A 14,278-nucleotide genomic window follows, 5' to 3' on the forward strand; every position below is an offset into this window, starting at 1 on the left:
ACAGTGATGATCATCGGCTTTCGCCACAAAGGCCTCGAGCGGCTCTACCGCTCCGGTAGCAGCAGCGGGATCCGACACAGTCACACCAGCAGGGTATTGATGATCCTGTCGATCCTGAATGTGGCATCGGGTCCCGAGGATCTCGCCATGCCTGGATTGCGCCCACACAAGCTGCGGGGCGACCTGCGGGGGCATTGGTCTGTGTGGGTCAATGGCAACTGGCGGATCACCTTTCGTTTCACCGGTGGCGATGTGGAGCTGCTGGACTACCTGGACTATCACTGAGGTTGCGCATGATTCATCACCACCCACATCCAGGGCAGACGATCAAGGCGATGGTCTTCGATCCGATGGATCTCTCGGTGACCGAAGCGGCCGAGCGCTTGGCTATGTCGCGGGTGGCATTGTCGCGGGTGTTGAACGGCAAGGCGGGCATCAGTCCTGATCTGGCCATCCGCCTGGAAATGGCCGGGGTCAGTACGGCGGCTTTCTGGATGGGGCTGCAATCCAATTACGACCTTTGGCTCGCGCGGCAGCACGAGCAGCCGCGGGTGCTGCCACTGGTTGCGCCTGTGCGGTGACACCCCTCCTGACAAGGGCGGCTTCGGCCGCCCTTGTCGTACGCGACGTCAGCGGCTGCGCTGGCGGGCCTTCTTCTTGAAGGTTGCCTCGTCGACTGGCTCGATCTGCGACACGATGCAGCGACTGGAATCGGTGAGCAGCTGGCTGCGGCCGGCAGCGCACAGCAGGCCCTGCTGGCCGTCCGTGGCGAAGCTCAGTTTCCGCGAGTAGCCTGCCGCCGAGCAGTCGTCCTGGAAATGCACGACGTAATGGTCCTGGCCATTGCGCAGCAGGATGTTGCGCGAGGCGCCGGCGCGCACCAGTTGCTGGTCGCCGCCCAGTTGGACGCAGTCAGCGGCGTTCGCCGCAGTGGGGGTATCGGCGGCGCGTGCAGGCAGCGCGCTGGCGGACGCGACGAGGGCGATGAGCAGGGCGGTCAGCGAGGGCATGTTCATGGCGGGGGCAGGGGATGGCGATCCGGACTGGATCGGGTCCCACGATGCCGCCACGGACGCAGATGCGAATCTGCCGCAAGCAGGGCTGACCGACGTCACGGTGAGTTCGGTCACGATGACCTCCGGCAGGGCCGGATGGCAGGCATGACAAAAGGCCAGCAACCAGGGCTGGCCTTGTCGACGTTGCGCAGCGCGCCGACCGCTTACTTCATGCGGTAGGTGATACGACCCTTGGTCAGGTCGTACGGGGTCATTTCAACCTTGACCCGGTCACCGGTGAGGATACGGATGTAGTTCTTGCGCATGCGGCCGGAGATGTGGGCGATGATTTCGTGCCCATTTTCCAGGCGAACGCGGAAAGTGGTGTTCGGCAGCGTCTCGCTGACGGTGCCCTCGAACTCGATGGAATCGTCTTTCGACATGTAGTCCTGTGCGGTTCAGAAAACGGCCACGCTGGGCCTAAGGCGCGGTATTTTACGCGTGACCGGCCCAGCTTGCAAAGTTTGCGTTAACCGCCGGCCAAACGCTGGGCTGGCAAGCGTCCGACGGCCTGTGTCCACGGGCCTTCACGGCTGTCACGGCGCACGGCCTGGCGCACGTGCTGCAGGAATTCCGCGCGCGGCAGGTGTCCGGCGCCCATCCGCAGCAGGTGCGGATTTTCCACCTGGGCGTCGATCAGCTCCCAGCCCCAGCCGTGAAGTGTGGACGCCAGTGCCGCCAGCGCGATCTTGGAACCACCGCTGGCGCCACTGAACATGCTCTCGCCGAAAAATACGGTACCGATCGCCACACCGTAGATGCCCCCGACCAGCGTCTGCCGGTCCCAGACCTCGAACGAGTGGGCAAAGCCGAGGTCGTGCAGCTGGCTGTAGGCCTCGATCATGGCCGGGCTGATCCAGGTGCCGTCCTGGCCGGGCCGAGGTGCCGCCGCGCAGGCGCGCATCACCCGGCTGAAGGCGGTGTCGGCGGTGACCTCCCACGTGCTGCCGCGCAACTGGCGGCGGAAGCGGCTGGACAGGTGCACGCCATCGGTGCGGAACACCATGCGCGGGTCAGGCGACCACCACAGGATCGGCTCGCCTTCGCTGAACCACGGAAAGATGCCGCCCGCATACGCGTTGAGCAGGCGCGCCGGGTGCAGGTCGCCACCCACCGCGAGCAGGCCGTCGGGCTGGCGCAGGGCGGTCTCGGCCGGGGGAAAGGGCGCGTCCGGCGCATCGGCCAGGCGCCAGGGCAGCTGGCGGGTCATGCCGGCATTGTATTCGTCGCGGCCCCGCGTGAATGCCGCGGTAGATGCCAACCTTGGTTGGCAGGTCACCCGTCCGCGCGAAATGGGCTGTGCCCCAGCAGCTCCTGCCGGTACCGGCGCACATCGCGCCGCTCCTGCCGGCACCACTCCTGCAACGCCTCGGCGAAGTCCGCGTCGGCCACCCAGTGCCGGCTGCGCACCAGGGTCGGCAGGAAGCCGCGCGCCAGCTTGTGCTCGCCCTGCGCGCCCGGCTCGAAACGGCTCAGGCCTTCGCGCAGGCAGTACTCGATGCCTTGGTAGTAACAGGCCTCGAAATGCAGGCCGGGCAGGGTAGCGCCACCCCAGTAGCGGCCGTACAGCGTGTCGCCACCGCGCAGGCACAGCGCGCCGGCAATCGGCTCGCCGTCCTGTTCGGCCAGGAACAGCACCAGTCCGCGCCCCAATGAAATGGCCAGATGGCGCAGGAAGGCCTCGGTCAGTGCCGGGGCGTTGCCGTACTCGAGGAAGGTCTGCAGATAGAAGCGGTACATCGCCTGCAGGTCGGCACGGCTGGCTTCATCGCCGTGCACCACGCGGAAGCTGATGCTCTGGCGGGCGACCTTGGCCCGTTCCTGGCGGATGTTCTTGCGGTGCTTGTGGTTCATCGCGCCGAGGAACTGGTCGAATGTCGCCCAGTCACCCGGGTTCTGCCACTGGAACTGCACGTCCTCGCGCAGCAGCCAGTCATCGCCGAACAGCGCTTCGTCCGCTGCGGTGTGGAAGTTGATATGGGCCGATGACACCTCCAGTGCCGGCAGTGCATCGCGCAACGCCGACAGCGGCGTAGTGCGCTCTGAATCGTGACGGGCCAGCAGGCGCGGCCCGGTGACCGGCGAGTACGGCACCGCGCCCAGCCACTTCGGGTAGTAGTCGCGGCCATGGCGGGCATAGGCATTGGCCCAGGCGTGATCGAACACGAATTCGCCGTGGGAGTTGGTCTTCAGGTAGCCCGGAATTGCGCCGATCAGGCGCTCGCCCTCCCACAGCGTGAAGTGCCGGGGTTGCCAGCCCCAGTCCTCGCGCAGGCAGCCATGCTCTTCCAGGCCTGAAAGGAAGGCGTGGCTGATAAACGGATTCTGGCCGTCGTGCAGGGCGTCCCAGTCGGTGGCGGGAATGGACTGCAGGGAGTCGAGGAAGCGGGTGGAGGGCATGGTTGGCAAGGATAGGCCAGGTGGATCGCGAACGGTGTTGGCGGGGCTGGGTTGGTTTGTTTCGGTTGGAGGTGAGGAAAATCTGAATTCTCCATCCGTGTGCGCTGTGTTGCGGAATCGCCGTCGCGCGGCTGGGCAGGGTGGCGGGACGCCGCATGAGCGGCGCGTGTCCCACCACATGGAGGAATCAACAATGAAGGGATTGAAGCTTGCAACTGCCGCGGTCGCGTGCGGCCTGATCTTTGCGCCGCCCGTGTTGGCTTCTGGAGATCAGCCGGCGAAAGTGCTTGAGGATCCAGATGCCTACGCGGAGGCGGTTGCGCTGCTGGAGCGTGAAGCTGCGAACCAGCTGACGCGTCATTTGCAGGAGAGGGGTGAGCTGCGACAAATCAGCGTCAGCATCCGTCTTGATGTGAAGGCAAGATCGATGGTGATCAGCTTTGGGCCTGGATACCTTCCCGGCCCGGATCGCGGTTATGACGAGCTCTTCCTGATTCCGATGGCGTCTACGTTGAGGTACTACGCCGAGAAGTCGGGACTGGATGTGAATGATATTGACTTCCTGTTTGACGGAAAAACCCTTGAGGAATACTACCCCGAGGATCTGGCCGTTCCGCCGAAGACGAACGAGAAGTCGACGCATACATCAGCTTTGGTGTCAGCAAGCCATGGCTACATCAGCTTGCATCCCAGCAGAGAATGGAAGTTTCAGCGCCCAGCGCCTCTCGGCATTCAGGAAGACACGCTGAGTCCACTGTTTGGTGACGAACTGCAAGGATTGATCGAACAACGTAGCGGTTTGACTGTGCACCGGGCACGCAGCCGCTCCACGGAACTCCATCCGGAGTCCGGGAAGCCATGGGAGCACATGTCATCCCGCTACCACCTCAAGGCGCTTTTCCCCGAACGCACCGACATGTGGAATGAGTTTCCGAACAGCCCAGAGTCTGCTCGCGAAAAGGAAGAGGACATACGGGCTCGCCCCAACTACGCAAACCATCTGGGTGTGGATGTGATGCTGAGCCTGCACACCAATGGCAGCGATTCAGCCAGTCTGCGTGGAACCGAGGTCTACTATCATCAGGACAAACCGCAGGACAAGGCGCTGGCGGATAGCATTCTCTGTGGGATGCGTGAAATCATCCGAGCGCAACCGGGCTATCGGGATTTCCCGATTCGCGAGAGTTCGACCTCGGCCAGGCACGGCGAGAACCGCATTGGGAAGATGCCCTCGGTGATCATCGAAACCGCCTACCACTCCAATCCTGACGATGTGGCCGCCTTGCAGGACCCCGTCTTCCGCTCGGCATCGATGAAAGGGGTGGAGAAGGGCTATCGCCTGTGGGCACAGGGCAAGGCTTGTGAGCCTTTGACGCTCGACCCCCTTCCCGATGTCGAGGTTCCGCTGCAGGCGATGCGCGAGCTGACAGTGGGTTTCGCGGGCAATCCCCAGTACCCCCTGGAACTTGAAGTGGTCGTGGCAGATTGCGACCGGCCCGGATACTGCACGCCGTGGAAGGGCCGCTTTGAAGATCCGGATGCGCCGGTGAAGTTCGAAGTGAGCTGCTCCTCCACGGAGCCCGGCTCAGTCCGCTGGAATGTCCTGTTGCGCGATGCGGACGATGTCGTCGCGGCACCGGTGGCGTTCACCCAGTCCTGCGTCCGGGCCTGAGTGGTGCCTGGAGCGGGTAGTAGGGTTGCGAAAACGGGCGCTTATGCGCCCGTTTTTCTTAGTCGAGCATAGCTCGACTCTACAAACCACCGGTCAGCTGGCCTTGCCCTGCGCGTCCAGGTAGCGCTCGGCGTCCAGTGCGGCCATGCAGCCGAAGCCGGCCGAGGTGATCGCCTGGCGGTAGTGCTGGTCGGCCACGTCGCCGGCGGCGAACACGCCTTCCACCGAGGTCTGGGTGGCGTTGCCGCCCAGGCCCGAACGGATTTCCAGGTAGCCGTTGTTCATCGCCAGCTGGCCATCGAACAGGGTGGTGTTCGGATGATGGCCGATGGCCACGAAGAAGCCGTGGGCGTCGATGTCGCGGGTGCTGCCGTCCAGCGTGGACTTCACGCGCACGCCGGTCACGCCGGCGTCGTTGCCCAGCACTTCCTCCACCTGGTGGTGCCAGACGGTCTCGATCTTGCCTTCGGCGACCTTCCTGAACAGCTTGTCCTGCATGATCTTCTCCGCCTTCAGGGTGTCGCGGCGGTGGACCAGGTAGACCTTGCGGGCGATGTTGGACAGGTACAGCGCCTCTTCCACGGCGGTGTTGCCGCCACCGACCACGACCACGTCCTGGTCGCGGTAGAAGAAGCCGTCACAGGTGGCGCAGGCGGAGACGCCGCGGCCCTTGAAGGTCTCTTCGGTCGGGATGCCCAGGTACTTGGCGGTGGCGCCAGTGGCGATGATCAGCGCGTCGCAGGTGTACTCGTGGCTGTCGCCGATCAGCTTGAATGGGCGCTGCGACAGGTCGGCGGTGTGGATATGGTCGAAGATGACCTCGGTCTCGAAGCGCTCGGCGTGGGCCTGCATGCGCGCCATCAGGTCCGGGCCCATCAGGCCGTGGGCGTCACCCGGCCAGTTGTCGACCTCGGTGGTGGTCATCAGCTGGCCACCCTGCTGCAGGCCGGTGATGACGACCGGCTTCAGGTTGGCACGGGCGGCGTAGACGGCGGCGGTCCAGCCGGCCGGTCCGGAACCGAGGATGACGAGGCGCTGGTGGCGGGAGGGCAGGCTGGTGCTCATGTAAACTCGCGAAAAGGTAGATGGGACAAGGCGCTCGCGATGTTTGCGCAGCATCCTCGGCAGGTCATAGAGTGGCGGCTGGGGCAGGGCGATTCAAGCCGATGAACAGAACGCCGTCATCCAGCGGTGGTTCCGGGCCTCGGATTGCCCTGTCGCGCGTCGCATAACTGAAAACTGACGCCGTCTCATTTATTATCAATCACTAACAGCGCATTCCAAAGGTATGGTCTAAGGTGGCGAAGCAGGTCCCCGAACGCTCCAAGTCCGACGACAGCAAGGCGTCACGTCGCACGGCCGCGGCGGCGACGACCGACAATCCACGCCGCCAGCGCCTCTGGCGCGATCTGGGCCTGATCGCCATCGCGCCGGCCCTGCTCTATCTGGCGGCCAGTCTGTTCACCTATTCGGCAACCGATCCGGGCTGGTCGCACACCGGCAGCGTGGTCGCGCCGGTGCACAACCTGGGCGGCCGCGCCGGCGCCTGGATCGCCGACGTGCTGCTGCAGCTGTTTGGCTACATCGCCTTCCTGCTGCCGGTGGTGCTCGGCGCGCTGGCCTGGATCGCCATGTTCGGCCTCAAGCGCGAGAGCAAGGGCGAGAACGACCTGGATCCGGCACTGCGCCTGGTCGGTCTGGTCGGTTTCCTGATCGCCGGCACCGGCTTCCTGCACGTGCGCCTGTTCAGTGGCGACGTCGCCAGTGCCGGCGGCATCCTCGGCAAGCTGGTCGGCAACTCGCTCACGGTGGGCTTCGGCGCGCTGGGGGCGAACCTGTTCGTGCTGGTGCTGCTGCTTGCATCGATCACCCTGGCCACCGGGCTGTCCTGGTTCACGGTGATGGAGAAGATCGGCCGTGGCGTGATGTCGCTGGCGCCGTTGCTGGAGCGCAAGAAGGAAGAAGTCACCGAGTGGAAGCAGACCCGGGTGATGCGCGAGGAACGCCAGGAAGTGCGCAAGGCCGACGCCGAGGTGCGCGCCAAGCGCGAGCCGGTGAAGATCGAGCCGCGTCCGGAGCCGGTGATCGAGAAGAGTGATCGGGCCAAGCGCGATACCCAGATTCCGATGTTCCGTGGCGTCAATGGCGATGGTTCCGACCTGCCGCCGCTGGCGCTGCTGGATGATCCCAAGCCGCAGCCGAAGGGCTACGACGAAGAGACGCTGGAGACCCTGTCGCGGCAGATCGAGTTCAAGCTGAAGGACTTCCGCATCGATGCGCAGGTGGTCGGCGCCAACCCTGGCCCGGTCATCACCCGCTTCGAGATCGAGCCGGCACCGGGCATCAAGGTCAGCCAGATCAGTTCGCTGGACAAGGACATCGCGCGTGGCCTGTCGGTGAAGTCGGTGCGCGTGGTCGATGTCATTCCGGGCAAGTCCGTGATCGGCCTGGAGATCCCCAACGTCACCCGCGAGATGATCTTCCTGTCCGAGCTGCTGCGCTCGAAGGAATATGACAAGTCGGCCAGCGTGCTGACCCTGGCGCTGGGCAAGGACATCGCCGGCCGCCCGACGGTGGCCGACCTGGCGCGCATGCCGCACCTGCTGGTGGCCGGTACCACCGGTTCGGGCAAGTCGGTGGCGGTCAACGCGATGGTGCTGAGCCTGCTGTTCAAGGCCTCGCCGAAAGACCTGCGGATGCTGATGATCGACCCGAAGATGCTCGAGCTGAGCGTCTATCAGGGCATTCCGCACCTGCTGGCGCCGGTGGTCACCGACATGAAGGAGGCCGCCAACGGCCTGCGCTGGTGCGTGGCCGAGATGGAGCGCCGCTACAAGCTGATGAGCGCGGTGGGCGTGCGCAACCTGGCTGGCTTCAACAAGAAGGTGAAGGAAGCCCAGGACGCAGGCCAGCCGCTGATGGACCCGCTGTTCAAGCCGAACCCGGAGCTGGGCGAGGCGCCGCGTCCGCTGGAAACGCTGCCGTTCATCGTCATCTTCATCGACGAATTCGCCGACATGATGATGATCGTCGGCAAGAAGGTGGAAGAGCTGATCGCGCGCCTGGCGCAGAAGGCGCGTGCGGCCGGCATCCACCTGATCCTGGCCACGCAGCGCCCGTCGGTGGACGTGATCACCGGCCTGATCAAGGCCAACATCCCGACCCGTATCGCCTTCCAGGTCAGCTCCAAGATCGACTCGCGCACCATCCTCGACCAGTCCGGCGCGGAAACCCTTCTCGGCCACGGCGACATGCTGTACCTGCCGCCGGGCACCGCGCTGCCCGAGCGTGTGCACGGTGCGTTCGTGTCCGACGATGAAGTGCATCGCGTGGTCGAGCACCTCAAGGCGATGGGCCCGGCCGACTATGTCGACGGCGTGCTGGACGAAGTGCAGACGATGGGCGACGGCGTGGTCGTCGGCGCCACCGGCCTGCCCGAGAACAGCGCTGCTGGCGACGAGTCCGACCCGTTGTATGACGAAGCGCTGCGGGTGGTCACCGAGACCCGTCGTGCATCGATTTCCGGCGTGCAGCGCCGGCTGAAGATCGGCTACAACCGTGCAGCGCGACTGATCGAGGCCATGGAAGCGGCCGGCGTGGTCAGTCCGCCCGAGCACAACGGCGACCGCACGGTGCTCGCACCGCCACCGCCGAAGTAAGACCCGACGTATCCCCCACGACGTCCAAGGAACCGACGCATGCTTCACCCCGTACCAAGCGCGCTGGCGCTGGCGCTGGCAGCCCTGATGGCTGCCGGCCCGGCACTGGCAGAAACCGCCACCTCCGCGCCCGCCACGGCGCCGCCATCCACCAGCGGCGATACCGAAGCCAGCAATAATTTCAGCATTGTCCGTTACCGCGCCGACTACCAGGTGCGGCCGGATGCGGGCAATGTGCAGACCGAAACCTATGAAGTGCTGCTCAAGACCAAGGCCTCCGTCGAGCAGTTCAGCCAGGTGCGGCTGAGCTACAGCGAGAAGATGGAAACGCTGGAAGTGCTCGGTGCCTACACCATCACTGCCGACGGCCAGCGCCGCGACGTGCCGGCCGACCGTATCTACACGCAAGAGAGCTACTCCAGTGCTTCGGCGGCGATGTATGCCGACCGCAAGGTGCGGGTGATCGTGTTCCCGAACCTGGCCCCGGGCACGCGCCTGTACTACCAGGTGCGCCGCACCCAGGCTACGCCGTACTTCCCGGGCTATTTCGGCCTGTGGGAGACCTTCAACGTCTTCACCGAGTACGAGGACGCCGAGGTCACCCTGAGTGCGCCGGCCAACCTGCCGATGTTCGTCGACAGCCGCGGCGTGCAGGGCAGTGACCGGCCGACAGTGAAGAATGGCCAGGCGCAATGGCGCTGGCGCTACCAGCGCCGCGAGGCGATGCCGGCGCAGAACTGGTCGGCGGCAGGCTGGGAGTTCGGCCCGAACATCATGGCCAGCACGTATCGTGACTGGTCGCAGATGGGGCGCGCCTACCAGCTCAAGGCGGGCCCGGCGGCCAAGGTGACCCCGGCGCTGCAGGCGCTCGCTGATGAGATCACCGCCGGCATCAGCGACCGCCGCGAGCAGGCTGATGCGCTGTATCGCTGGGTCGCGCAGAACATCCGCTATGTGGCGGTGTACCTGGGCAACGGCGGCCTGGAGCCGAACAGCGCGCAGAGCATCCTCGACAATCACTACGGTGACTGCAAGGACCATGTGACGATCCTCGAGGCGCTGCTGGCGGCCAAGGGCATCGCCAGCTCGCCGGTGCTGATCGGTGCCGGCGGTGGCCCCACGTTGCCAAAGATTCCGGTGCTGGGCCGCTTCAACCACGCCATCACCTATATCCCCGAGTTTGATCTTTACCTGGATTCGACCACCGCGTGGGCACGCTTCGGGCAGCTGCCGGAAGGTGACCTGGGTGCGCCGGTGATGCGTACCCGGGACGCTACGCTGGCGCGTACCCCGGCCAATACGCCGGAGCGCAATGCGACCTCGATGGAGGTGCGTTTCACGTTTGATGCCAACGGCAACCTGCGCGGCGAGACCATTCCCAAGTTGGGTGAGAACGCCGAGATCGGCATGCGCGCGCAGTTCTCCCAGCTCAACGCGCAGAACCGTGCGCGCGCTGAAGAGCAGATCATGGCCGCGTCCGGTTTCGATGGGCGAGGGCAGCTGCAGATCCAGGGCGTGCCGGTCGACCTGACCCGGCCGTTCGGCTACCGCATGGCGTTCCAGGCCGAGGACTACGCCGATTTCAGCGTGGCCGGCGGCATGGCCGTGCCGGACCCGCCGGGTGGCGAGTCGGTGCGGGGGTTGTATGCCACCGCCTCGGCGCCGGCCAACGAAACGCCGTTCTACTGCAATGCCAGCCTGCGCGAGGAAACTTATCGCCTGCAGTTCCCGGCCAATGCGCCGATCATCGCCATTCCGGCCAGCCAGCGCTTTACCAATGCCGCTGGCGAATACCGGGTGGACTGGAGCCGCGAGGGCCAGGACGTGATCGTGCACCACCGCTTGCGGCAGAACGCGGTGCGTGGGCCGGAGGCGCTGTGCCAGCCGCAGGACTACCCCGCGTTCCGCGCGCTGTACCGCGAAGTGCGTCGCGGCTTCCGCGGCCAGGTGCTGTACGGCAAGCTGCCGGCATCTGGCGGCTGAATCGCCGATGGACGTTCAGGGCGGCATAATGTCGCCCTGATCGCCCATTCATCTTTCCCCGGGCACACTGGCAATCACCTTTCCTGGCGCCCGCGCCCACAGGATTTCCGCATGAACTTCCACTTCCGCCGTTTCCTTGCCACTACTACCCTGGCTGTCGCCTGTGCCGCTGCCGGCAGTGCCTGGGCTGGCGCCCGCGATGACCTGAAGACCTTCACCAGCGGCCTGAAGGGCCTGGATGGCCAGTTCAGCCAGCAGGTGTTCGACAGTCGCGGCAAGGTGAAGGAATCGACCAGTGGCCGCGTGGCGCTGTCGGCGCCGCGCCTGTTCCGCTGGGAATACGTGCGCCCGCATGAGCAGTTGATCGTGGCTGACGGCAAGAAGGTCTGGATGTACGAGCCGGACCTGGAGCAGGCCACCGTGCGCGAGCAGGGCAAGGAAGAACAGAACAGCCCGCTGACCGCGCTGATCAACCCGGCGCTGCTGGAACAGCAGTACGACGTCAGCGAAGAGGCCGCGCAGCGCGACGGCCTGCAGTGGCTGTCGCTGTCGCCGAAGCGCGAGACCGAAGCCAGCTTCCAGTACGCCGCGCTGGGCTTCAATGCCCAGGGCCTGGCCAAGATGGAGATCACCGACGCTGTCGGCCAGCGGACCGTGATCAGCTTCAGCGGCTGGAAGCGCAACCCGGGCTTCGCCGCCGGCACCTTCAGCTTCACCCCGCCGAAGGGCACCGACGTCATCGGTAATTGATCGGGGATGCCGGGCATGGCCCGGCTACCTGCTCTGGTGGGTGTCAATCGGCACCGCCCAGGTGGGTGTCAACCCTGGTTGACGCGCTTTTGATCTGCCGGCCAGCGGCCGGCACTACCGGAATCGTCGTCACCCTGTCGCGGTACAATGAGCGGGTGGCAAGACATCGTTCAACTTCCTTCCCCGGCCCCGATCTGCTGAGTGTTGATCGGGAACATCTGCGCCCGCTGGCCGAGCGCATGCGCCCGCGCACCCTCGACGAAATGGTCGGGCAGAAGCGCCTGCTGGCGCCGGACAGTGCGCTGCGCCGCGCGGTCGAATCCGGTCGCGTGCATTCGATGATCCTGTGGGGGCCGCCAGGCTGCGGCAAGACCACGCTGGCGCTGCTGCTGGCCGAGTACTCCGATGCCGAGTTCCGTGCCATCTCTGCCGTGCTGTCCGGGCTGCCGGAGGTGCGCCAGGTGCTGGCCGAAGCCGCGCAACGCTTCGCGGAGGGCCGGCGCACCGTGCTGTTCGTGGACGAAGTGCATCGTTTCAACAAGGCGCAGCAGGATGCGTTCCTGCCGCACATCGAGCGCGGCACGATCCTGTTCGTCGGTGCCACCACCGAGAATCCGTCGTTCGAGCTGAACTCGGCGCTGCTGTCGCGTTGCCGCGTGCATGTGCTGGAAGCGGTATCACCAACCGATATCGTCGAAGCGCTGGAACGTGCGCTGGGGGATCGCGAGCGCGGCCTGGGCGAGGAGGGTATCGAGGTCGCTCCCGAGCTGCTGCTGGAAATCGCCACCGCTGCCGATGGTGACGTGCGCCGTGCGCTGACCCTGTTGGAAATCGCCGCAGAACTGGCGGGCGGGGAGGGTGGTCGCATCACGCCGCAGACCCTGACCCAGGTGCTGGCCGACCGTACCCGTCGCTTCGACAAGGGCGGCGAGCAGTTCTACGACCAGATCTCGGCGCTGCACAAGTCGGTACGCAGCTCCAACCCCGATGCTGCGCTGTACTGGCTGACCCGCATGCTGGACGGCGGTTGCGATCCGTCCTATCTCGCGCGCCGGCTGACCCGCATGGCCATCGAGGACATCGGCCTGGCCGATCCGCGCGCACAAAGCATGGCGCTGGAAGCCTGGGACATCTACGAGCGGCTGGGCAGCCCGGAAGGCGAGCTGGCGTTCGCGCAGCTGGTGCTTTACCTGGCCAGCACCGCCAAGTCGAACGCCGGCTATGCGGCCTTCAACCAGGCCAAGGCCGACGTGCGCCAGAGCGGTACCGAAGAGGTGCCGCTGCACCTGCGCAATGCGCCGACCAAGCTGATGAAGGAGCTGGGCTATGGCGCCGAGTACCAGTACGACCACGACGCCGAGGGTGGCATCGCGCTGGACCAGACGGGTTTCCCCGATGCGATGGGCGAGCGGGTGTACTACAACCCGGTGCCGCGCGGGCTGGAAATCAAGTTGAAGGAAAAGCTGGATCGGCTGCGCGCCGAGCGTGAGGCGGCAAGGGCCGCGAAGGGGCGCTGAGCCGGCTTATGTAGCGTCGAGCGATACTCGACTCCGCTCTTGCACGGGCTTGCAGGTACCTCCTGGAACAGCAGCCGAGCATGGCTCGGCTTTACAGGGGTAATGGATTGATGCCGTGCAGGAAATGATTCTGCCGTTGAGGCGTTATGCCCCGTTCGAGGGTCGTGCCAGCCGTCGCGAGTACTGGATGTTCCAGCTGTTGCTGTTGATCGTCTCGGCCGTCCTGATGGTGCCGCTCATCGCCGGGTTGGTGATGCAGTCCGACGTGCCGTGCATCGCTTCGATCATCCTGTTCGTCGTGTTCTGGCTGGCCACGTTCGTGCCGGTCATCGCCGTCACCGTGCGCCGCCTGCACGACTGCAACCATTCGGGCTGGATGTACCTGCTGGCCTTCGTTCCGTTCGGTGGCCTGGTGGTCTTCGTGTTCGCGCTGTTGCCGGGTACACCGCAGGAGAACGTCTACGGCCCGGTGCCTGCGGGGCCGTGAGATTGCGTGAGTCGAGCATGGCTCGACTTCTACAGGGCGGGACAACGAAGCCGGCGTTTCGCCGGCTTCTTTCTTACTTGATGCTGCAGTCGCCGAAGGACAGGTAATCCGTTCCCGAGCTGAACTGCAGCGTGCAGCTGGCGGTGAAGGTTGCGCCTTCTTCCAGTGCGCCCAGCTTGGCCGCCTGCTGTTCGTCGCCGCTGGTCAGCCGGGCCAGGACATTGCCCTGATCGTCGCCTGCCTCGATCAGCGGCTCGCCCGCCAGGTTGCTGGAGACGCCCAGGGCCACGGCGGTGAATGTCACCGTCTGGTTGAGTTCTTCCATGCCCAGTGACGAATTGCCGGCCTCTTCAAAGGCCTGGTAGAGCGTTGGCAGGTCCTGTGCGGCATGGGCGGCCAGGGGTGCAATCAGGCCGAGGGAAAGGGCGATCAGGGCGGTGCGCTTCAAGGTGTTCTCGCAGTCACGGGATTCATTCCCGTGGATGGTGGTCAGTAGATCCATGCCATGCATGGATGGGTTTGGTAAAGGACAGGGCGCGGCCGGCGGCTCGATTGCCCATCCATCCGCAGCCCTGCGAGGGAAGGGCGCTCCTGCGCCCCGCTGACCGGCAAAATAGTGGATTAGGTGTTTCCGGCGCAACCGGGAAAATGAACGCATCGCGCGCGTGATACACAGCGTGACGTTTGATCGATGTGATAATCATTCGCGTTTAAGGTAGACTGCGGTCCCCTGAGAACCGGCGGCCATCGGCCGC

At 65.2% G+C, this 14,278-nt stretch carries 14 protein-coding genes; 8 read left to right on the forward strand and 6 right to left on the reverse strand.

The window, feature by feature from the left end; all coding sequences use genetic code 11:
• Positions 1 to 6: 6 nt before the first annotated feature.
• Both KXV01_RS07735 and KXV01_RS07740 read left to right on the forward strand, forming a co-directional pair.
• Positions 7 to 285: a type II toxin-antitoxin system RelE/ParE family toxin gene (locus tag KXV01_RS07735; protein WP_164283663.1), complete on the forward strand. Its 279-nt coding sequence runs from the start codon at positions 7 to 9 to the stop codon at positions 283 to 285.
• 8 nt (positions 286 to 293) lie between these two features.
• Complete coding sequence (locus KXV01_RS07740) at positions 294 to 581, forward strand: HigA family addiction module antitoxin (RefSeq protein ID WP_049412360.1); 288 nt, start codon at positions 294 to 296, stop codon at positions 579 to 581.
• A gap of 48 nt (positions 582 to 629) precedes the next feature.
• Here KXV01_RS07740 and KXV01_RS07745 read toward each other — a convergent pair whose 3' ends face one another.
• The 4 genes from KXV01_RS07745 to KXV01_RS07760 all read right to left on the reverse strand — a co-directional run bounded on the left by KXV01_RS07745 (position 630) and on the right by KXV01_RS07760 (position 3,455).
• Positions 630 to 1,130, reverse strand: a complete 501-nt coding sequence (locus KXV01_RS07745; RefSeq protein ID WP_263467650.1) for a hypothetical protein — start codon at positions 1,128 to 1,130, stop codon at positions 630 to 632.
• Between the two features lie 89 nt (positions 1,131 to 1,219).
• Positions 1,220 to 1,438, reverse strand: a complete 219-nt coding sequence (infA, locus tag KXV01_RS07750) for a translation initiation factor IF-1 (RefSeq protein WP_005409596.1) — start codon at positions 1,436 to 1,438, stop codon at positions 1,220 to 1,222.
• 86 nt (positions 1,439 to 1,524) lie between these two features.
• Positions 1,525 to 2,265 carry a leucyl/phenylalanyl-tRNA--protein transferase gene (aat, locus tag KXV01_RS07755; RefSeq protein ID WP_049412355.1) on the reverse strand — a complete coding sequence of 247 codons (741 nt, stop codon included), beginning with the start codon at positions 2,263 to 2,265 and terminating at the stop codon, positions 1,525 to 1,527.
• A gap of 65 nt (positions 2,266 to 2,330) precedes the next feature.
• Positions 2,331 to 3,455: a GNAT family N-acetyltransferase gene (locus KXV01_RS07760; protein ID WP_263467651.1), complete on the reverse strand. Its 1,125-nt coding sequence runs from the start codon at positions 3,453 to 3,455 to the stop codon at positions 2,331 to 2,333.
• A gap of 193 nt (positions 3,456 to 3,648) precedes the next feature.
• Here KXV01_RS07760 and KXV01_RS07765 point away from each other — a divergent pair, with 193 nt between their 5' ends.
• Positions 3,649 to 5,127 carry an N-acetylmuramoyl-L-alanine amidase gene (locus KXV01_RS07765; RefSeq protein ID WP_263467652.1) on the forward strand — a complete coding sequence of 493 codons (1,479 nt, stop codon included), beginning with the start codon at positions 3,649 to 3,651 and terminating at the stop codon, positions 5,125 to 5,127.
• Positions 5,128 to 5,220: 93 nt separating this feature from the next.
• On the opposite strand, the gene trxB is transcribed toward KXV01_RS07765, so the two are convergent.
• Complete coding sequence (gene trxB, locus KXV01_RS07770) at positions 5,221 to 6,192, reverse strand: thioredoxin-disulfide reductase (protein ID WP_005416486.1); 972 nt, start codon at positions 6,190 to 6,192, stop codon at positions 5,221 to 5,223.
• A 233-nt stretch (positions 6,193 to 6,425) separates the two neighbouring features.
• Here trxB and KXV01_RS07775 point away from each other — a divergent pair, with 233 nt between their 5' ends.
• The 5 genes from KXV01_RS07775 (at position 6,426) to KXV01_RS07795 (ending at position 13,523) form a co-directional block, all read left to right on the forward strand.
• Positions 6,426 to 8,786: a DNA translocase FtsK gene (locus tag KXV01_RS07775; protein WP_049412804.1), complete on the forward strand. Its 2,361-nt coding sequence runs from the start codon at positions 6,426 to 6,428 to the stop codon at positions 8,784 to 8,786.
• 39 nt (positions 8,787 to 8,825) lie between these two features.
• Positions 8,826 to 10,769 (forward strand): DUF3857 domain-containing protein, encoded by a 1,944-nt coding sequence (locus KXV01_RS07780; RefSeq protein ID WP_262223296.1) that lies wholly within the window; start codon positions 8,826 to 8,828, stop codon positions 10,767 to 10,769.
• A gap of 111 nt (positions 10,770 to 10,880) precedes the next feature.
• A complete protein-coding gene (lolA, locus tag KXV01_RS07785) occupies positions 10,881 to 11,519 on the forward strand; it encodes an outer membrane lipoprotein chaperone LolA (RefSeq protein WP_111096955.1) in 639 nt (212 codons plus the stop codon).
• Positions 11,520 to 11,758: 239 nt separating this feature from the next.
• Positions 11,759 to 13,036, forward strand: coding sequence for a replication-associated recombination protein A (locus tag KXV01_RS07790; RefSeq protein WP_227852611.1), 1,278 nt, complete (start codon positions 11,759 to 11,761; stop codon positions 13,034 to 13,036).
• A gap of 115 nt (positions 13,037 to 13,151) precedes the next feature.
• Entirely contained in the window at positions 13,152 to 13,523 is a 372-nt protein-coding gene (locus tag KXV01_RS07795; protein ID WP_049412813.1) for a DUF805 domain-containing protein, read from the forward strand.
• Between the two features lie 73 nt (positions 13,524 to 13,596).
• Here KXV01_RS07795 and KXV01_RS07800 read toward each other — a convergent pair whose 3' ends face one another.
• The gene (locus KXV01_RS07800) at positions 13,597 to 13,971 is read right to left on the reverse strand and encodes a hypothetical protein (protein ID WP_049412844.1); all 375 of its coding nucleotides are present in this window, start codon (positions 13,969 to 13,971) and stop codon (positions 13,597 to 13,599) included.
• Between the last annotated feature and the right edge of the window lie 307 nt (positions 13,972 to 14,278).

Source organism: Stenotrophomonas sp. Ps181, from assembly GCF_025697425.1.
In the GTDB taxonomy this organism is placed as follows: Bacteria; Pseudomonadota; Gammaproteobacteria; order Xanthomonadales; family Xanthomonadaceae; genus Stenotrophomonas; species Stenotrophomonas sepilia.